The sequence below is a fragment of the Erwinia sp. PPS120 genome, assembly GCF_047918655.1.
Lineage (GTDB): Bacteria > Pseudomonadota > Gammaproteobacteria > Enterobacterales > Enterobacteriaceae > Erwinia > Erwinia tasmaniensis_A.
The window spans coordinates 42,527-62,384 of the sequence record NZ_JBLREF010000019.1 but is presented as its reverse complement, the minus strand read 5'-3'; the positions used below and the strand labels follow the sequence as shown (position 1 = coordinate 62,384).

The following is a 19,858-nucleotide window of genomic DNA, read 5'->3' as shown; positions in this document are numbered from 1 at the left end:
ACGATGATGAAAATAAAAACGCTCTCCGCCCTGTGCCAGCGCTGGGTGCCTGGCCTTACCCTGGCGGCTTCTGCGCTGGTTTTTCCCGCACTGGCCGCTGAGGTGAATCCGGCCATCCAGGCGCTTTTCGACCAGGCCAACTACTGGCATCAGAAAGCCCATGACGAGCTGGCGCGCGATGCGCTGAACAAAGTCCTCATGGTGGATGCGACTAACAGCCAGGCAATCTATTTAATGGCACTCTGGGCGCAGCAGAGCGGCGATGAAGCCGCCGCGGCGACGTGGCGTGCGCGTCTTAGCCAGCTCTCACCGCAGGATGCCCGGCTGGCCGAGCTGGATAGCGCACGCCAGCTACGGGCTATACCGGCGGCTGAGCTGACACTGGCCCGCCAGCAGGCGCGCAGCGGCAATATCGCCGCGTCGTTACAAACCTGGCGTAACACCTTTAGCGGTAGCGAACCCCCCGCCAGCGTGGCCGCCGAGTATTATCTGACCATGGCCGGCGACCGCACGCTGCTGCCCCAGGCGGTGGATCACCTGCGCCAGTTTGCGGCTCAGCACCCCCAGGATACCGGTGCGAAACTGGCGCTGGGTAAGGCCCTGACCTACCAGGAGTCGACCCGGCGCGAAGGCCTTCAGCTGCTGGAAGGCATGGCTGACGGCAATGCTGATGCGGATCGTTCGCTGCGTCAGGCGCTGCTGTGGCTCGGCCCACAGCCGGAGGATTCGGCGCTCTATCAGCACTATCAGCAGCGTCATCCGCAGGATCGCGCGGTCGCCGACCACTTCCGTAATGACGCGGGAGGTGCCGAAAAAGGCGAGGGCTTTAGCGCGCTGAACAGCGGTAACGTCACCGAGGCGCAGAGTGATTTCAACCGCGTACTGCAAGCTAATCCGCAGGATGCCGATGCGCTGGCGGGGCTGGGCTATGTCGCCCAGCGCAGCGGCAACTATGCGGCAGCGGCAGATTACCTCGAGCGCGCGGCTAAGCAGGGGGGAGACAGTAGCCAGCAGCGACAGCAGCAGGCGGACGATGCCCGTTTCTACGCTCAGCTGGCGCAGGCTCAGCAGGCGATGAAGGAGGGTAACAGCGATCGGGCGCTGAGCCTGAGTGAACCCCTGGCCCAGGCCGAGGGGGCGAAGGGCATCGCGGCGAAGCTATTCCGCGCCGACGTACAGCGCCGCAGCAACCAGCCTGTGGCGGCAGAGCAGACCTACCGTGCGGTGCTGCAAAGCGATGCCGATAACCGCCCGGCGAAGGAGGGGCTGTTTTACGTGCTGCGCCAACAGAACCGCAGCGCGGAAGCCAGTACGCTGCTGGCGTCGCTGCCGGACAGCGTTCGTGCCAGCGTGACGCCGCATTCCGGCGCCACCAGCGATCCTGTTCGTCGTCAGGCGAAGCAGGCCCTGGCGGCGGGAAACCCTCAGCAGGCGATTACCCTCCTTCAGCAGGGTATCGCGCGCTTTCCGGCCGACGCCTGGCTGCGCCTCGACCTGGCGCGAATTTATCAGCAGCAGGGGAATACGGCGCTGGCCTCTGGCGTGATGCAGTCTTCGTTCCGCTCCGGCGCCAGCGATAGCGATATTTATGCCGGTGCGCTGTTTGCCAGTGAAAACGGTGCCTGGCAGCAGGCACAGTCGCTGCTGTCGCGCCTGCCTACCCGTGCGCAGACCCGCGAAACCCGTTTGCTCTCCCGGCGGGTGAATTTCAATCTGCAAATGGCGGTTGCCCGGCAGTATCTGGCGCAGGGAGCCAATGTTGCTGCCGCCAATACGCTCAAAGCGCTGGCGGTCAACCCGCCGGAAAGCCCGGTCGATGCCGGCAATCTGGCGCAGGGGCTGGCCGCTGCCGGGGATCTGACTACGGCGATCGCTGTGGTGCGCAACAACATGCAGCGCGGCGTGCAGGGCAACGCGGGGGATTACGCCGCACAGGTGGCGGTGCTGAATCAGGCAGGGCTGACGGAAGAAGCCGGACGTTTCCTCGGCAACCCGGAACTCCAGTCGCGCAGCACGCCCACCCAGCTTGCCAGTATTCAGAATGGCTATCTTATCAATGAGGCCGATCGCCTGCGTAATCAGGGGCAGTACGCAGCCGCCTACGATAAGCTGATAGGTGCGCTGCAGCACGACCCGCAAAATGTCGATCTGATGTTTGCAATGGGACGTCTCTACCAGTCCGGCAAGATGAATAAAGAAGCGGGCGTGGTTTATGACTATCTGATGACCCGGGATACGCCGGCCCAGGATGCGCGTGTGGGCGCGATCAACGTGGCGCTGACCAGCCACGATCTGCCGAAAGCGAAGAGGCTGATTGGTGGCCTGCACGGCGAGCAGACGCCGGATCGCCTGCTGCTGATGGCGCGCGTGGCGGAAGCCGATGGCGATCACCAGCAGGCGCTGGCTTATCTGCGTACCGCGCGCGGCAAGCTGACCGGCCTGCAGGGTGCAGAAACCGGCACCACGCCGGTGATTGGCGGTATGGCGCTGGCGGATAATCCCTTTATTGACCGCAGCACCACGTCATCCCCGCGCCGCTCGCCTTCCACCTATGGCACGGTGATGCCGTGGCAGCAGGCCCCGGCAAACGACGCTGCGGCCGCGCAGACGGCGGACGTGGCGTCTTCTCCACAGGATCAAACGCTGCATCAGGTGGATACCCTGATTGATGACCTGGAGACGCGAACCGGCAGCTGGATACAGGGCGGTATGCAGGTGCGGGGTCGCGACGGCGAATCCGGATTGAGCAAGCTGACCGAAGCGAAAGCGCCACTCACCTGGTCTACGGTGCCCTACGGGGATACGCGCTTCGACTTCACCCTGACGCCGGTGACGCTGAGCGCGGGCAGCGCGTCGGGCACCTCGGTGGCGCGCTTCGGCACCGGGGCGCTGGAGCAGGGCCGTATTGCGGCGCAAAACAACGTTGCACCGGGCACCGTGAATCTGGATTCACCCGGTTCGCAGAACGCGTCTGGCGTCGAGGTAAACCTGGGGCTGACCAACGATAATTTCAAAATCGATCTCGGCTCCACGCCGCTGGGGCAGGATCTGAGTACGCTGGTGGGCGGTATTCAGTGGTCACCTAAACTGACCGATTACCTGACGCTGATCCTGACCGGCGAACGCCGCGCGGTCACCGACAGCCTGCTCTCCTACGTGGGCGTCGGGGACAAGCTGAGCGGCAAGCGCTGGGGCAGGGTCACTAAAAACGGCGGTAACGCGCTGCTGAGCTATGATAACGGCGATGCCGGATTTTATGTCGGTGCCGGGGGCTACAGCTATCTGGGTGAAAACGTTGAGAGCAACCAGAGCATTCTGGGTCAGGCGGGCGCTTACGTCAGACCCTTCCACGACGACAGCAGCGAGCTGAAAACCGGTATCAGCATGAGCTGGATGGACTTCTCAAAAAACCTCAGCTACTACAGCTACGGACAGGGCGGTTACTTTAGCCCGCAGGACTTTGTGGCGGTATCCTTCCCGGTGGACTGGAGCAAAAACTACGCGGATATGAAAGTCAGAATAGGCGGCTCGGTGGGCTACCAGTCCTACTCTGAGGATCGCAGCGCCTATTTCCCAACCGATTCGGCAAAACAGGCCGAACTTGAAAACTACGCCAACGCCGGTTACGCCACCGAGGCCTGGTACGAGGGCAGCAGCAAAAACGGCATCGGCTATAATCTTCACGCTGGTGCAGATTATAAGGTCAATAAAGACGTGACTATCGGTGGCCAGCTCGGCTATGACACCTTCGGTAACTATAACGAAAGCACTGCCCAACTCTATTTCCGCTATATGCTCGGGGAAAAATAAGCATGAGTGAACCGACCGACCGCACCCTGGATTACTACCGGCAGCAGCAGTATCAGCCGGGCTGGTTTGATCTGCTGAGCGTGATTATTAACGGCATGCTGCGTAATGCTGGCGAACGTGAAAGTCATGCCTTTCTGCTGCAAATGGGAGACAACCTGGCCACCCGCTATCCACTGAGCACTGCGCTGACCGTGGCGGATTTGGAGCAGCAGATTAACCAGGTGCTGGCCCGCTTTAACTGGGGCTTCGTTGAGGTTGAGCCGCGTGAGACCGCGATGGTGATTTGTCACAGGGCGCTGCCGCCGGGCGATGACCAGTTTGATGCGTGCCAGTGGCAACAGGCGCTGGGTGCGGTACTCACCGGGCTATATGGCCGCTGGTTACAGGAACAGGGCGGTTCTCCGGCAGTGCCGATGGTATGCGAAGCGACGGATGCCGACGCCACGCTTAATTTTCGCTACCAGCGCTGAAGGTGATAATAATGAAGCTGTTAAGAACGAGCATGATTCTGCTGATGCTGGCCCTCGGGTGTGCGCAGGCCAGTGCGGCCGACGGCTGGAGTACCTTTAAAACGCGCTTTATGACCAGCGACGGGCGCATACAGGACACAGGAAACAACAACGTCAGCCATACGGAGGGGCAGGGATATGCCATGCTGATGGCGGTGTGGTACAACGATCGCAGCAGCTTCGACGGCCTGTGGCGCTGGACCCAGCAGCATCTGAAAAATCCGCAGAATGGGCTGTTTTACTGGAAATATACGCCAGATTCGGCCAAACCCATTGCGGATACGAATAACGCCTCGGATGGCGACGTGCTAATCGCCTGGGCACTGCTTAAGGCCGGGAAAAAGTGGCATAGCCAGGTTTATCTGGACGCTTCGGACCAGATCCAGCGCGCCATTATCAGCCATAATGTGATCGCCTTCGGCGGCTATACGGTCATGCTGCCCGGCTCGCAGGGCTTCAATAAAACCAGCTATGTGGTGCTCAATCCCTCCTATTTTCTGTTTCCGGCCTGGCGTGACTTTGCCAGCCGCAGCCACCTGAAAGTGTGGGACAATCTGATCGACAGCGGCATGAGCCTGCTGGCTAAAATGCGCTTTGGTGAGACTGACCTGCCCGTAGACTGGGTGGCGCTAAACGCTGATGGTACGCTCGCCCCGGCAACGGACTGGCCGCCGCGCTTTAGCTATGATGCCATTCGCATTCCACTGTATCTGTACTGGTACGATCCGCAAAGCCTCCAGCTGGTGCCGTTCCAGCGCTTCTGGATGAACTTTTCCCGCCTGCAAACCCCGGCATGGATTGACGTAATGAGCAACAGCCGGGCACCCTACGTCATGGCAGGTGGCCTGCTGGCGGTACGGGACCTGACGCTGAACGAGACGGGTAATATCAGCGATCGGCTGGATGACAGCGAAGATTATTACTCTTCAAGCCTGCATCTGCTTGCCTGGCTGGCGATGAAAGATCGCTGAGTCGCCCGCCATTTTCCTCGGAAAACACCTAATCCGCCGGATGAGGACAGGGAGAACTTAACAAGCGGCCGTCATACGATATACTCAGGGCAGTTTTTACCGCCCGTCCGGGGCGGCATTCAGGATGTCGGAGAACAGGCTTGCGCGTCAGTCGGTCATTAACGATAAAACAGATGGCGACGGTATCGGGCGTCTCGGTCGTCACCATCTCGATTTTTATCGTCATTCAGCTTTTCCATTTTGTGCAGCAGCGCAGGGTGGACTATGCCCAGCAGATGGAAAATATTGCCCACACCGTTCGCCAGCCGCTGTCGCAGGCGGTGCTTAAGGCGGATATCGGTCAGGCCGGCGTCATTCTTGATTCACTGAAGCCGGCGGGGGTACTGGCCCGCGCGGAAGTGGTGTTACCCAACGGCCTGCACGTGCTGCATACCGATTTTGCCGCGGAAAAACCGGTCCCTCCTCTTATCGCAAAACTTTTTGAACTGCCGGTGCAGATAACCGTGCCGCTCTACTCCGTCGAGCCCGCGAACCCAAAACCGCTGGCGCTGCTCCGGCTGCGCGCCGACTCCTGGCGCGTCTATCAGTTTATCCTCAGCGCGCTCTCAACGCTGGTAACCACCTATTTGCTGCTGGCGCTGACGCTTTCTGTCGCCCTGAGCTGGTGCATCAATAAGCTGATGGTTCGGCCGCTGCGCCGGATAGCCAACGAACTGCATGAGCTACCCGCCCAGGATGTTCTCGCCCATCGGTTAACGCTGCCCTCCCGCCATCGCGGCGACGAGCTGGGGATGCTTATCCGCAGCTATAACTATAATCAGCAGGTTACGGCCTCAGCGCACTCTGAGATGAGCAGGCAGACAACGCGATTTGCCCTGACTAACCTGCCTAACAAGGCGCTGTTCCTTGCGCTACTTGAAGAGCATCTGCAATCCGTCGCCGATGATGAGGTCTTTACGGTTGTCGTGGTGCGGATAGAAACGCTTCAGGACGCGAACGGTGTGGTCACGGACGAACAGCGGGATGCGCTGTTGCTGACGCTGCTGGAGAAAATGCGTCAGTGCATTGATGAGCAGACGGTGCTGGGGCAGCTTTCACTGAGTGATTTTGTCCTGTTAGCTAAGCGGGCGAACAACCCCTTCCGGGCGATTCGGCTGGCGCGACTGCTGCTGATGCGGCTGAACCAGCCGGTGGCGATCCAGCACCTCTCCCTGCGCCCAAACATCAGCGTCGGCATGACCCTGCGGGCGGAAACACCGCTCACCGCTCAGGATTTCCTCAGCCGTGCCGCATCGGCGATGATATCAGCCCGACATCAGGGAAAAAACCAGATCCTGTTTTTCGAGCCGAAGATGACCGAGCGGGCGCATAAGCGTCTGACGCAGGAGCATGATATTTTGCAGGGGCTGAACGAGGGGCAGTTCGCCCTCTATCTTCAGCCGCAGATCGATATGCGCAGCGGCGCGGTGGTCGGCGCAGAAGCGCTGCTGCGCATGCGCCAGCCGGACGGCAGCTGGTCGCTGCCTGAAGAGCTGATCGTCAATGCGGAAGAGATAGGCGTGATTGGTGCGCTGGGCCGCTGGGTGCTTGAAGAGTCCTGCCGGGTACTTGCCGCCTGGCAGAAGCGCGGTATCAACCTGCCGCTGAGCGTAAATATCTCCGCCACTCAGCTGCGCGAGCGCGATATGGTGGCGCATCTACAGGGGCTTATCCAGCGTCATCGGATCCATGCCGGTAGCCTGATGCTGGAAATTACCGAAACGGCGCAGATAGGCGAACCCGCGCTGGCGCTGCGGCTGCTCAGCGAGCTACAGCAGGTGGGGATCCGGGTCGCGCTGGATGACTTTGGCATGGGCTACGCCAATCTCAACTGGCTGAGTCAGTTTAAATCGGTGCCAATCAGCAAGCTCAAAATGGATCGCAGCTTTGTCTGTGCGCTGCCACAGGACGACACCATGGTGCGGATCGTGGCGGCTATCGCCAGCATCATTAAGCTTGAGGTGATTGCCGAGGGCGTCGAAACCAGCGCGCAGCGCGACTGGCTGCTGGCGCGCGGTATTCATATCGGTCAGGGCTATCTCTATTCAGAAGCGCTGCCGGTGGCGGTGTTTACCGAGCGCTATCTGGCAGGGTAAGTTCACTCCCTGCCTGCGGGGGAAATTATCCGCTGGGCAGGGTGAGACTGAGCCTCAGTGACAGATTTGACGCCATGCTGGCTGACGCCTCTTTCAATCCTCTCCGCGTGCCCGCCGCGGGCAGAAAAGGACTCTCGTCTTTGCATACGTGATGCAGCTCAAATTATGGCATTCAGAGCGGCGGCAAATTGTGTCAACTTATATCAATCCCGTTAACAGGGTGTTATTTTCGCAGAGCATTGTGATTATAACGAAAGCGATTTAACCCGCTGCCACCTGCCGTTAACGGATATTCTTATGAAAACTTCTCTGTTTAAGAGCCTTTATTTCCAGGTATTAACGGCGATCGCCATCGGCGTGCTGTTGGGGCACTTCTACCCCGAGCTGGGTGCCCAGATGAAGCCGTTGGGAGACGGCTTCGTCAAACTGATTAAAATGATTATTGCCCCGGTGATCTTCTGCACCGTGGTTACCGGCATCGCCGGCATGGAAAGCATGAAGGCCGTAGGCCGTACCGGTGCCGTGGCGCTGCTCTACTTTGAAGTGGTCAGCACCATTGCGCTGCTGATCGGGCTGGTGGTGGTAAACGTTTTGCAGCCCGGTGCGGGGATGAACGTAGACCCCGCGACGCTGGATGCCAAAGCGGTTGCCGTCTACGCGCAGCAGGCCGAGCAGCAGGGTGTTGTCGCCTTCCTGATGGATATCATCCCGGGCAGCGTTATCGGGGCCTTCGCCAGCGGCAACATCCTCCAGGTGCTGCTGTTTGCCATTCTGTTTGGCTTTGCCCTGCACCGCATGGGCGACAAAGGCACGCTGGTCTTTAACTTTATTGAGGGATTTTCCCAGGCAATCTTCGGCATTATCAATATGATCATGCGCCTGGCCCCGATTGGCGCTTTCGGCGCGATGGCCTTTACCATCGGGAAATATGGCGTCGGTTCGCTGGTGCAGCTGGGCCAGCTAATCCTCTGCTTCTACCTGACATGCATTCTGTTTGTGGTGGTGGTGCTGGGGCTGATTGCCCGCGCGGTCGGCTTCAATATCTTCAAATTCATTGCCTACATCAAAGAGGAGCTGCTGATCGTACTGGGCACCTCCTCTTCTGAATCCGCGCTGCCGCGCATGCTGGATAAAATGGAAAAGCTGGGCTGTAAGAAGTCGGTCGTCGGGCTGGTCATTCCAACGGGCTACTCGTTTAACCTCGACGGTACCTCAATTTATCTGACGATGGCAGCGGTGTTTATTGCTCAGGCAACCAACGCGCATATGGATATCATGCATCAGATCACGCTGCTGGTGGTGCTGCTGCTCTCATCCAAAGGGGCCGCAGGGGTGACCGGCAGCGGGTTTATCGTGCTGGCAGCCACGCTCTCAGCCGTCGGGCATCTGCCGGTAGCGGGGCTGGCGCTGATTCTGGGTATTGACCGTTTTATGTCGGAAGCGCGCGCGTTAACCAACCTCGTTGGCAACGGCGTGGCAACCCTGGTGGTGGCAAAATGGGTCGGACAGCTGGATGAGCAACAGCTTAAAGCCACGTTAACCGCCCCTAAAAAGGGGAAGAAGCTGCCGGAAACCACGCTTTAAATCGCTAAATCATTAAATATTCCCCAAAATGCCCGTCGCGACTTGCCCTCGCAGCGGGCATTTGCATAATAACCTGCATATCTTTTTAAGATTTTTCACTCAAAAGTGCGACATCCTCGCCTGGTCGCGGTCTAAAAGCTGCTTCGTTTAAAAAACAGCGGTTTTACAGAGTTATCCATTCTTGTGATAACCACAGGCCGCCGATTGTTAGTCATTTTTGGGTTTGTGATTGATTAGGGGTTCACATGCAGGGCACCAGAATTCGTCTTTTGGTTGGCGGGATACTGCTGGCCGTCGCCAGCATCACTGCGCAGGCTGAAACACTCCAGCCCGATCCTGCCTGGCAGCAGGGAAAGCTTGATAACGGGTTTAGCTGGCAGGTTCTGACCACGCCGCAGCGGCCCAGTGACCGCATCGAAGTGCGTTTGATCGTTAATACCGGATCGCTGGTTGAAAATACCGATCAGGCTGGCTTCAGCCATTTACTTCCGCGTCTTGCCCTTGTGCATAATGCGAAGCTCGATCCTGCCCAGCAGCGTGCGCTCTGGCAGCAGGCCATTGATTCTGAACATCCTCAACCGCCCGCCGTCACGTCTTATGATTTCACGATCTACTCCCTGAGCCTGCCGAATAACCGGCCGGAGCTGCTGAAAGAAGCCATGAACTGGCTGGCGGCAACCGGGGGAAATATGACGATTAACGAGCAGACGGTGAACACCGCCCTCCAGGCCGACGATCCCGGGACCAGCTGGCCCTCCGATCCGCGCGATCCCTGGTGGCGCTACCGCCTGAAAGGATCGGTGCTGCTGGGTCACGATCCCTCAGCGGAAGCGCGTACGCCGGTCGATCCCGATAAACTCAACGCCTTTTACAAGCAGTGGTATACGCCGGATGCGATGACGCTGCTGGTGGTGGGCAACGTCGACAGCCGCGCCCTGGTCGAGCAGATCGGCAAAACCTTCTCCCCACTCAGCGGCAAGCGTGATGTGCCTTCACCGATGCCCACGCTCTCTCCCCTGGCGCAGAAGCCGATCAACCTGGTGGGTAATAATACCCTCGGCCAGGATCGCCTGTCGCTGGTGTGGGATACCGCCTGGCAGCCAATCAGGGACTCGCAGAATTTACTGCGCTACTGGCAGAGCGACCTCGCTCGCGAGGCGCTTTTCTGGCATGTGCAGAAGATACTGGCCGACAACAAAGCGCAAAAAGCCCAGGTCGGTTTTGACTGCCGTGTTCTCTATCAGCGCGCCCAGTGCGCTATTAATATGGAGACGGACAACGCCGCGCTGGGAAGTAACCTGACCCTGATTGCTCATGAGATGGCGAATATGCGTGACAATGGTCTGCCGCAGGAGGAGTTTGATGCGCTGATGGCGCAGAAGACGGCGGAGTTGAATAAGCTGTTTGCCACCTATGCGCGAACCGGTACCGATGTGCTGATTAATCAGCGTCTGCGCTCGCAGCAGAATGCGGTGGTAGATATTGCGCCTGAGCAGTATCAGAAGCTGCGTCAGAGCTTTCTGTCGGGGCTGACGCTGTCAATGATGAATCAGGAGCTGCGCCAGCAGCTTTCACAGGAACCGACCCTGGTGCTGATGCAGCCCCAGGGAGAAGTGGAAACTAACGTTGCCGGGCTACAGGATATTTGGCATAAAATCATGACCCCGATGCAGGCGACGCCATCGGCCGGCATGGATGATAACCGTCCCGCGGTTTCCGATATTCCTCCCGCGCAGAACTGAGGCTTAAGGGCGGCGGCTGGCCGCCCTGATTACGTTGGCTGCGGTTCAGCCGCCCCTTACCAGCTTCGCGCGCGCAGCCATTCGTTCACCAGCATCGGCCAGCTGGCCAGCGGCAGATCGGCAACGTTACGGATGCCGAAGCCGTGCCCGCCTTGTTCATAAAAATGCAGTTCGCTGGCGACGTGGTGTTCACGCAGCGCACTGAACATCACCATGCTGTTATTGACCGGCACCGATTCGTCGTTAACCGCGTGGATCAGCAGCGTTTGTGGCGTTTTCTCCGTGACGCGCGTCTCCAGGGAATAAGCCTCGATTTCACGCTGGGTGGGGTGCTCGCCGAGGAGCCTCAGCCGCGAACCTTTATGTGCCAGCCCCTCACGCATACTGATCACCGGATAAACCAGCACCAGCGCGTCAGGCCTCGCCGCCAGCGAATCGGCAATATCCTGTACTGGATAGAGTTTTTCGCTAAAGCGTGTCCCTGTGCTGGCGGCGACATAGCCCCCAGCGGAAAAACCCATCATTACAATACGCTTACCGTTAAGACCGCGAGCCGCCCGATGCCGCAGCACCCTGACGGCGCGCCCGGGAATCGCTGGCGCCGGGTGCATCACCCTGCGGCCAGATATTAATGATTTCAGTTCTCATGGCGCTCCTGATTTATATTATAAGGGTGAACCGCGAAGAAAAACGGGGCAGCAGGTAATATCGAATGGCTGAAACATTGCCCGTTTATTAATAAAGCGTCCAGTTAAACAGGGAAGGGAATAGCCAGTTTCAGACTTATACCCAGGTATAATCGGAGACGGGATTTTCTCGCTTAATCAGGGGGGCATTCACCTGTGAATCACGCTAATTAATCTCTGTTAAGGCGAAAGATGAATTAATGACTCTGCACCAGCAGATTAATCACCGACAGTAAGGTTAATATATTACACCGTTCCAGCATAAGGTATTTCCTTCACTCAAATTCACAGGCGTCCCCTTTTGTGGATTACGTGGGCAGGACGAATGTTGCGGCGTATTCTGTGGCTAACATTGCAATCTTTTAATGTATCAACCGGCCATTTTCACGAGGTTCGCCCGGCGATAAAGTGAACGCCCTGAACCTGAACGGGAGAGGAGATTTGCCAAATGGGGCGACTTATAACGGTTACAATGGCACTCATGCTGGTTTGCCTCTGTGCGCAGGCGCAGCAGCCTGCCTTTACGGATATGCGCGTGCTGGAAGAGGTAAAGGCACAGCTTCAGACCCACCGCGCTGCAATCCCTTACCCTGGCGTGGTACTTCTCCGGACAGCCCCGCTATGCGCAGAAAGCCCTTGAACTGATGCGATACTGGTTTATTGCACCGGAAAGCCGGATGAACCCCAACCTGAACTGGGCACAGGGCGTTCCGGGGATAGCAGCGGGACGAGCGACGGGGATTCTGGATGGTCGCTACTCTGACCGCCCTCGACTTTATGGCTCCCTGGACAGACGATAACCGGGTCTGGCCATATCCATCGCGCGATCGCATTAGCGCCCGGCTAATCCCGCTACTCTCGCAGGCGGACAATCGTCTGCACAGCCAGCGCTAACGGCGCGACATCCAAAAGGCCACCTTTACGTCGGGACAGACTGATAGCGGAGATGCGCAGCGCGGCGCGCTAATCAGCGCCCGGCGTGATACCTGGCTGCTGACGCTTCCTGATTTCAGCCCGCATTAATGTGATGGCATTCGCAGGCTAAAACCTTGCTAATCAACCCTGTTGGGTGCCGTTTCCTGTTCTCTGGACTATCTTTAGTGAAAGCCGAAGCGAGCAAGGAGACCAGGTATGTCGCGTACGGGAAAAATAATTAGCTGGATTGTCGGAATAGTGTTGTTACTGATTGTGGTGATTGTCGTGATCGTTGCCCTGTTTGACTGGAACCGACTTAAGCCCACCATAAACCAGAAAGTTTCAACCGAGCTGAACCGGCCCTTTGCCATACGCGGCGATCTGGGCGTCAACTGGGCGCGTAATCGGGAAGAACATGGCTGGCGCAGCTGGGTTCCCTGGCCGCAGATTCACGCGGAAGATATTATGTTGGGTAACCCGGCAAACATACCTGAAGTCACCATGGTGCACCTGAATCGGGTGGATGCCACGCTTTCGCCGCTTGCGCTGTCAGGCAAGGAGATCTACCTTCCCTGGATCCGTCTGACCCAGCCAGATGCCCGGCTGCTTCAGACCGCGGACCATAAAAACAACTGGACCTTTAATCTGGCCAGCAGCGAGAATGCCGATGCGAATCAGCCTCCGTCCGCCTGGACATTTCGTCTGGATAACATCCTGTTTGACCGTGCGCAGATTGCCGTAAAAGATGCCATCAATAAGGCCGATCTCCAGGTGATCGTGAATCCGCTGGGTAAACCCGTGCCTTACGGGCAGGTCGCCGGAAGCAAAGATGATAGCAGCCAGAAGGGCGCATCCGACTTCGTTTTTGGCTGGAAAGCAGACGGCACTTACAACGGCGAGAAGCTGAACGGAGAGGGTAAAATCGGCGGCATGCTCTCGCTGCGCAGTAAAACCAACCCATTCCCGCTACAGGCTGACGTGCATAACGGCAGCACGCGTGTCCAGGTGGCAGGCACCCTGCAGGATCCGCTTAATCTCGGCGGGCTGAATATTCGTCTGCGCTTCTCCGGTGACACGCTGGCTAACCTCTATGGCCTGACCGGGATTGTGCTGCCCGATACGCCACCTTATGAAACCGATGGTCACCTGATAGCGCACTTCCAGCAAAAAGGCGGCCCGGTATTCAATTATGAAAACTTCAACGGCCATATTGGCGACAGCGATATCCATGGTTCCATGACCTACACCCAGAGCAAGCCACGGCCCAAACTGGAAGGATCGCTGGAGTCCCGCCAGCTGCGTATGGCCGATCTTGGCCCGCTGATCGGGGTTAATTCGGGTAAGAACAGCAGTAAGACTGAACAGGCTAAGGCGAAGCGTGGGGATGTCTCGAACCAGCCCGCTGACCGCGTACTGCCGCACGACAGGTTTGATACCAAAAGCTGGGGTGTGATGGATGCCGACGTGAAGTTTAGCGGCAAGCGCATTGAGCACAGTACCTCGCTGCCGCTGAGCGATCTCTATACCCATCTGGTGTTGAAGAACGGCGACCTGCTGCTCGATCCGCTGCGCTTCGGCGTGGCGGGCGGCAGCCTGAACTCCACCATCCATATGGAAGGGAATCATACGCCAATGCGCGCGCGAGCCGATCTGCACGCCCGTAATCTTAAGTTGAAACAGCTGTTCCCTAACGTGGCGGCGATGCAGAGCAGTATGGGCCAGATGAACGGCGACGCCAGCCTGAGCGGCACCGGTAACTCTGTAGCGGATATTTTAGCGACCAGCAACGGCGATCTGAAAATGCTGATGAACGACGGCGTAATCAGCCGTAGCCTGATGGAAATCGTCGGTCTTAACGTAGGTAACTACGTGGTGGGCAAGCTGTTTGGCGATGATCAGGTGCGCATTAACTGCGCTGCAGCCGATCTCAACGTCAGAAACGGGCTGGCCACCAGTAAACTCTTTGTATTCGATACGGAAAATGCGGTGATTAATATCAACGGCACCACTAATTTTGCCAACGAGCGAATGGATCTGTCGATTAATCCGGAGAGTAAAGGGGTGCGCATCGTCACCCTGCGCTCGCCGCTCTACGTGCGCGGCACCTTCAAGAAGCCCGATGCCGGGGTGAAAGCGGGTCCGCTAATTGCGCGCGGTGCCGCGGCCGTCGCGCTGGGCGCCGTGGTCGCACCCGCAGCGGCGCTGCTGGCACTGGTTTCACCCAGCGATAACGAGCAAAACCAGTGTACTAACGTGCTGAAGGAAATGAAAAGCAAGAAATAACCGCAGCGGGCCAGGGACGCGCTCTGGCCCGTATTCAGAAGACAAACAAGCCTGCTCAATGGGTCATTGAGCAGGCTTTTTTTTGGACAGGATAATCAGTCGTAGAGCGTTTCGTGGCGCGTCTCTTTGCAGGCCAGCAGGGCAATTAACGTCAGGCAGGCCATTGCTGCCAGATAGATGCCCACTGCGAACAGACCGTAGTTATGCGCCAGCCAGGTGGCGATCCAGGGGGCCACGGAGGCACCCAGAATCGACGACAGATTGTAGGAGAACGAGGCACCGGTATAGCGCACTTCCGTGGGAAACAGCTCCGGCAGCAGGGCGCCCATCGGACCAAAGGTCAGCCCCATTACGCTCAGGCCGCACAGCAGGAACGCCATCACCAGCAGCTGGTTGCCGGAACCCAGCATCGAGGGGAAAATCAGCGCAAACAGAATAATCATCAGCGTAATCACAATCATCGTCCTGCGGCGGCCGAAGCGATCGGCCAGCAGCCCGGCAATCGGAACCATCACGCCAAAGCCAATCACCGCCACCATCAGCATCCACAGCAGCGTATTGCGGGGGAAACCCAGTCCGTTGGGTACCGGGGTGGTGCCGTAAGTCATGGAATAGACGGTCATAATATAGAACAGCGTGTAGGTCGCCAGCATAATAAAGGTGCCGAGCACGGTGGCCTTCAGGTGCTTTGTCAGCAGCGTACCGATCGGCACTTTAACCTGCTTATGCTCTTTTTTCACCCGGGCGAACACCGGTGATTCATGCAGCGAAACGCGAACGTACAGGCCGACCAGCACCAGAATCGCCGAGAGAATAAAGGGTACGCGCCATCCCCACTGAATAAACTGCGCGTCGGTCAGCAGCCAGGAGAGCAGCAGGAACGTGCCGTTGGCAAAGAAAAAACCAATAGGTGCGCCAAGCTGTGGAAAGGAGCCGTACAGCGCACGCTTTTTTGCCGGCGCATTTTCCGTCGCCAGCAGCGCTGCGCCGCCCCATTCTCCGCCCAGCCCCAGGCCCTGTCCAAAGCGCGCCAGCGCCAGCAGCAGCGGGGCGAACACCCCGATGGTGTCATAGCCTGGCAGCAGGCCAATTACTACGGTTGAGATCCCCATGGTGAGCAGCGAGGCCACCAGCGTGACCTTACGGCCCACGCGGTCACCAAAGTGGCCAAACAGCGCTGAACCAATCGGACGTGCAATAAAAGCGATGGCAAAGGTCGCCAGCGACTGGAGCGTCGCGGCGGTGGCATCACCCTGTGGAAAGAATATATGCGGGAAAACGATCACCGCAGCGGTGGCATAAATATAGAAATCAAAAAATTCAATGGCGGTACCAACCAGTGAAGCGATCAGGACTTTACCGCGTGAGTTTACGGGGGCGGCATCGGGTTGGCCGGCGGAAGCAGGTGCGATAGAGGCTTGCATAGCAGTTTCTTATTTGTAAGACGTGTTACAGAATCTTACGCACTGCAACGGCCTCGTTCAATGGTGAAAAGCCCGCTATGCAGGGCATTGCGCGCTGAAAAGTGGATTGTTCGCATGTGAGAATATTTGCTGGCTGATATCCGGGCGAAACGGCTGTTTGCTGGCGGTAACCACTGTAAAACGGACAATAAAGAGTGCAGGCATGGCCGCACCGGCGCAATCTGGGACGGAGTGCGTTAGGCGAACGCAAGAGGCACGTCGCTGCGAGAAACGGACGGGAGGATTAGCACGGGATAAAACCGGGTCATGAATGGCATAAATAACGCGCTGGTTGATAAACCGTTTACACAACATCTGATGATTAGTTACCGTGAGATATTATATAACTTATTGTTAGTTATATCCTTTTTAAGAAATAACATCTCTTTTTCTGCCCCGATCTTTCCGGTTTACTTCTGTTCAGGCCAGGCTTATAGTGGCGGCGAATTTCACAATGGAGTCAAAAATTGGACAGTCACCCTTTAGGTTATACGCACTAAGGTAAGCCAACTCCGTTGTTTGCTTGCCGACCGTCGGCGGGCAATGTTTCACCTCCTCTCTGAGCTGCTGCATCCCCGTAATAACCTTTTTTGTACTGGCTAAGCCGTACAGGAATTACCTGCGCCCAGCCTCGTAATGCCAGCGTACGCAAATTTTTCCTCCAGATTAACGGTTACAGGTTCTGCTACAGGCTTTCTGTCATGTGGCCGACACCGGTAACGATCGCTGCCCGGCAGCTGGCCTGTTATCTCTTCCAGGAGTCCGTGATGAAAGAACCTCCGTCCAGCGATGGGCGAAGAGAGCCGCGCCGCGCCGGGAGGTGGCATCACCTGTAACGATCTTCCCGCCACGACATCGCCTCCTTCGTCCCAATCTTCACGCTTTTAAATCATCCTCATATGCAGGACAGCGTCCCCACGCCTGAATAAAAGAAGAACAAAGGATCTGGCTGATGAAAATGAATAACGCCAAACTAACGCTCGCCCGCGAACTGGCAATTGGCAGCGAGCTAAAACAGAGCCTGGACAACACGCTTGCGCGACTGGGCTCCCAACGTCAAGGCCTGACCCAGGACGATGCCGCAGAGCGGCTGCTGCACTACGGAAAAAATCAGGTCGCTAATGAGAAAGCGCCGCACGCGCTGGTGCAGCTTTTTCAGGCTTTCAATAATCCCTTTATCTGGGTTTTGATCATCCTGTCGGCGGTGAGTTTTGTAACCGATTACCTGCTTCCCGCGCGCCGGGGAGAAGAGACCGACCTGACCGGTGTCAGCATTATGCTGTGCATGGTCATGCTTAGCGGTCTGCTGCGTTTCTGGCAGGAATACCGTACCAATAAAGCGGCGGAGGCACTGAAATCACTGGTGCGCACAACCGCGACCGTTGTCCGGCGCAGCGGCATCATGGGCCAGCCCGTAAAGAGGGAGATTGCCCTTCAGGATGTGGTGCCTGGCGATATTATTTTTCTCTCCGCTGGCGATATGGTTCCAGCCGATGTGCGCCTGCTGTCGTCCCGCGACCTGTTTGTCAGCCAGGCGGCTCTAAGCGGTGAAGCCATTCCGGTTGAAAAATATGATCCGCTAAGCGCGCGCGCGCAGGAGACCGGCCCTGCGGATGAAGGGGACGATAATATCCTGCATGCTCCCGGCATCTGCCTGATGGGAACCAACGTGGCCAGCGGGACGGCTACTGCCGTAGTCGTGGCAACCGGCGGCCACACCTGGTTTGGCTCTCTGGCAAAATCAGTGGTGGGAAGCCGGCCTCAGACCGCTTTCGATCGTGGAGTGAACAGCGTTAGCTGGCTGTTGATCCGTTTTATGCTGGTAATGGTGCCTGTCGTACTGCTGATTAACGGCTTTACCAAAGGAGACTGGACCGATGCGCTGATGTTTGCGCTGGCGGTTGCCGTTGGCCTGACGCCTGAAATGCTGCCGATGATCGTCAGTTCAAATCTGGCGAAAGGGGCGATTGCCCTGTCGCGCCAGAAGGTGGTGGTCAAACGACTGAATGCGATTCAGAACTTCGGCGCGATGGATATTCTCTGTACTGACAAAACCGGCACGCTAACTCAGGACCGCATTATTCTGAGCCAGCATCTGAACGTTCAGGGCCGTGCTGACGAGCAGGTTCTTCAGCTGGCGTGGCTGAACAGCCGTCACCAGAGCGGCATTAAGAACCTGATGGACAAAGCGATTCTGCGCTTCAGCGAGGGCAAACAGGCCACCAGCGGACTGTGGCGCTGGCGCAAGATTGATGAGCTGCCGTTTGATTTTGAACGCCGACGTTTGTCGGTGGTCGTCGCCGACGAGCGAAATCAGCAGAAGCTGATCTGCAAAGGCGCAGTGGATGAGATGCTGAAAGTGGCGAGCCACTGGCTGGATAACGGCCAGCGCTGCGAGCTGGATGAGGCCGCGCGTCAGCGCTGGTTGCAGCAGGCAGAACATTTGAATCAGCAGGGCTTTCGCGTGTTAATGATCGCCGAACGGGATCTGGGTGATTCGCCGCTGCATCTTCCGCTGCACAGGGATGACGAACGCGATCTGACCCTCTGCGGGCTGCTGACCTTTCTCGATCCGCCCCGGGAGAGCGCAGGCGAGGCTATTGCAGCACTGATGGAAAATGGCGTTACGGTGAAGGTGCTCACCGGCGATAATGCCGTGATTACCGCAAAAATTTGTCGCGACGTGGGGCTGGAACCCGGCGAACCGCTGACCGGCGGGGAGATTGAATGTCTTGGTAATGAAGCATTACGGGCAGAAGTTGAATCCCGTACGGTGTTCTGCCGCCTCACGCCGCAGCAGAAATCACGGGTGCTTAAGGCGCTACAGCATAATGGCCACACGGTGGGTTTTCTCGGTGACGGCATTAACGATGCGCCAGCGCTACGTGACGCCGACATCGGTATTTCGGTAGACACCGCGACGGATATCGCCAAAGAGTCAGCCGACATTATTCTGCTGGAAAAAAGCCTGATGGTGCTGGAGCAGGGGGTCATTAAGGGCCGGGAAACCTTCGGCAATATCATCAAATACCTGAACATGACCGCCAGTTCTAACTTCGGCAACGTCTTTTCAGTGCTGGTGGCCAGCGCCTTTATTCCATTCTTACCGATGCTGGCTATTCAGCTGCTGCTTCAAAACCTGCTGTATGACTTTTCCCAGCTGGCGCTGCCGTGGGACAAAATGGACAGGGAGTTTTTGCGCAAGCCCCGCAAATGGGATGCGAAGAATATTGGCCGCTTTATGCTGTGGGTAGGGCCGACCTCATCACTGTTCGACATCACCACTTTTTTGGTGATGTGGCATGTATTCGCTGCGAACAGCGTTGAACATCAGGCCCTGTTCCAGTCCGGCTGGTTTGTGGAAGGGCTGCTGTCACAGACGCTGGTGGTACATATGCTGCGCACGCAAAAAATCCCGTTTATCCAGAGCCGCGCTGCGCTGCCGGTTATGCTGATGACCGGGCTGGTCATGGCGCTGGGTCTTTATCTGCCGTTCTCGCCGCTGGGTCATGCCGTTGGCCTGGTGCCGCTGCCCTGGTCTTATTTCCCGTGGCTGGTCGCTACGCTGTTTGGATATTGCATCGTTGCCCAGAGCATAAAACGTATTTATATGCGCCGCTTTGGTCAGTGGTTCTGAGGAGGATTAAATAATGAAACACAATAATGCGGTAACCGCTATCGTGCTGTTCTTCGTGGGGCTGATGATACTCTCCAGCGGGCTGCTAATGATATTTAGCGCGTAGGCAGGTGAGCGGCTAAC

The 19,858-nt window shown here is 57.6% G+C and carries 10 protein-coding genes and 2 pseudogenes; 10 read left to right on the top strand and 2 right to left on the bottom strand.

From position 1 onward, the window contains the following. Positions 1-6: 6 nt before the first annotated feature. The 6 genes from ACLRGG_RS12430 (at position 7) to ACLRGG_RS12405 (ending at position 10,751) form a co-directional block, all read left to right on the top strand. The gene (locus ACLRGG_RS12430) at positions 7-3,810 is read left to right on the top strand and encodes a cellulose biosynthesis protein BcsC (RefSeq protein ID WP_416250116.1); all 3,804 of its coding nucleotides are present in this window, start codon (positions 7-9) and stop codon (positions 3,808-3,810) included. Between the two features lie 2 nt (positions 3,811-3,812). Further along, a complete protein-coding gene (bcsD, locus tag ACLRGG_RS12425) occupies positions 3,813-4,280 on the top strand; it encodes a cellulose biosynthesis protein BcsD (protein WP_416250057.1) in 468 nt (155 codons plus the stop codon). 11 nt (positions 4,281-4,291) lie between these two features. After that, positions 4,292-5,290, top strand: a complete 999-nt coding sequence (locus ACLRGG_RS12420; RefSeq protein WP_416250056.1) for a family 8 glycosyl hydrolase — start codon at positions 4,292-4,294, stop codon at positions 5,288-5,290. Between the two features lie 140 nt (positions 5,291-5,430). After that, positions 5,431-7,425: a biofilm formation regulator HmsP gene (hmsP, locus tag ACLRGG_RS12415; RefSeq protein ID WP_416250055.1), complete on the top strand. Its 1,995-nt coding sequence runs from the start codon at positions 5,431-5,433 to the stop codon at positions 7,423-7,425. A 297-nt stretch (positions 7,426-7,722) separates the two neighbouring features. Beyond that, positions 7,723-9,009: a dicarboxylate/amino acid:cation symporter gene (locus tag ACLRGG_RS12410; protein ID WP_416250054.1), complete on the top strand. Its 1,287-nt coding sequence runs from the start codon at positions 7,723-7,725 to the stop codon at positions 9,007-9,009. Between the two features lie 245 nt (positions 9,010-9,254). Beyond that, complete coding sequence (locus ACLRGG_RS12405) at positions 9,255-10,751, top strand: M16 family metallopeptidase (RefSeq protein ID WP_416250053.1); 1,497 nt, start codon at positions 9,255-9,257, stop codon at positions 10,749-10,751. A gap of 56 nt (positions 10,752-10,807) precedes the next feature. Here the strand turns inward: ACLRGG_RS12405 and ACLRGG_RS12400 are convergent. Continuing rightward, a pseudogene (locus ACLRGG_RS12400) lies at positions 10,808-11,338 on the bottom strand (alpha/beta hydrolase); the annotation flags it as partial. A 674-nt stretch (positions 11,339-12,012) separates the two neighbouring features. Here ACLRGG_RS12400 and ACLRGG_RS12395 point away from each other — a divergent pair. The 3 genes and pseudogenes from ACLRGG_RS12395 to ACLRGG_RS12385 all read left to right on the top strand — a co-directional run. Continuing rightward, a pseudogene (locus tag ACLRGG_RS12395) lies at positions 12,013-12,195 on the top strand (alginate lyase family protein); the annotation flags it as partial. After that, positions 12,185-12,331 carry a hypothetical protein gene (locus ACLRGG_RS12390; protein ID WP_416250052.1) on the top strand — a complete coding sequence of 49 codons (147 nt, stop codon included), beginning with the start codon at positions 12,185-12,187 and terminating at the stop codon, positions 12,329-12,331. The pseudogene ACLRGG_RS12395 and the gene ACLRGG_RS12390, both read left to right, overlap by 11 nt. Positions 12,332-12,568: 237 nt before the next feature. Beyond that, positions 12,569-14,635 carry an AsmA family protein gene (locus tag ACLRGG_RS12385; RefSeq protein WP_416250051.1) on the top strand — a complete coding sequence of 689 codons (2,067 nt, stop codon included), beginning with the start codon at positions 12,569-12,571 and terminating at the stop codon, positions 14,633-14,635. Between the two features lie 95 nt (positions 14,636-14,730). On the opposite strand, the gene ACLRGG_RS12380 is transcribed toward ACLRGG_RS12385, so the two are convergent. Then, on the bottom strand, positions 14,731-16,059 hold the full coding sequence (locus ACLRGG_RS12380) for an MFS transporter (protein ID WP_067700292.1): 1,329 nt from the start codon (positions 16,057-16,059) through the stop codon (positions 14,731-14,733). A 991-nt stretch (positions 16,060-17,050) separates the two neighbouring features. Between ACLRGG_RS12380 and mgtA the strand changes: the two genes are divergently transcribed. Further along, on the top strand, positions 17,051-19,735 hold the full coding sequence (gene mgtA / locus ACLRGG_RS12375; RefSeq protein ID WP_416250050.1) for a magnesium-translocating P-type ATPase: 2,685 nt from the start codon (positions 17,051-17,053) through the stop codon (positions 19,733-19,735). Positions 19,736-19,858: the final 123 nt, after the last annotated feature.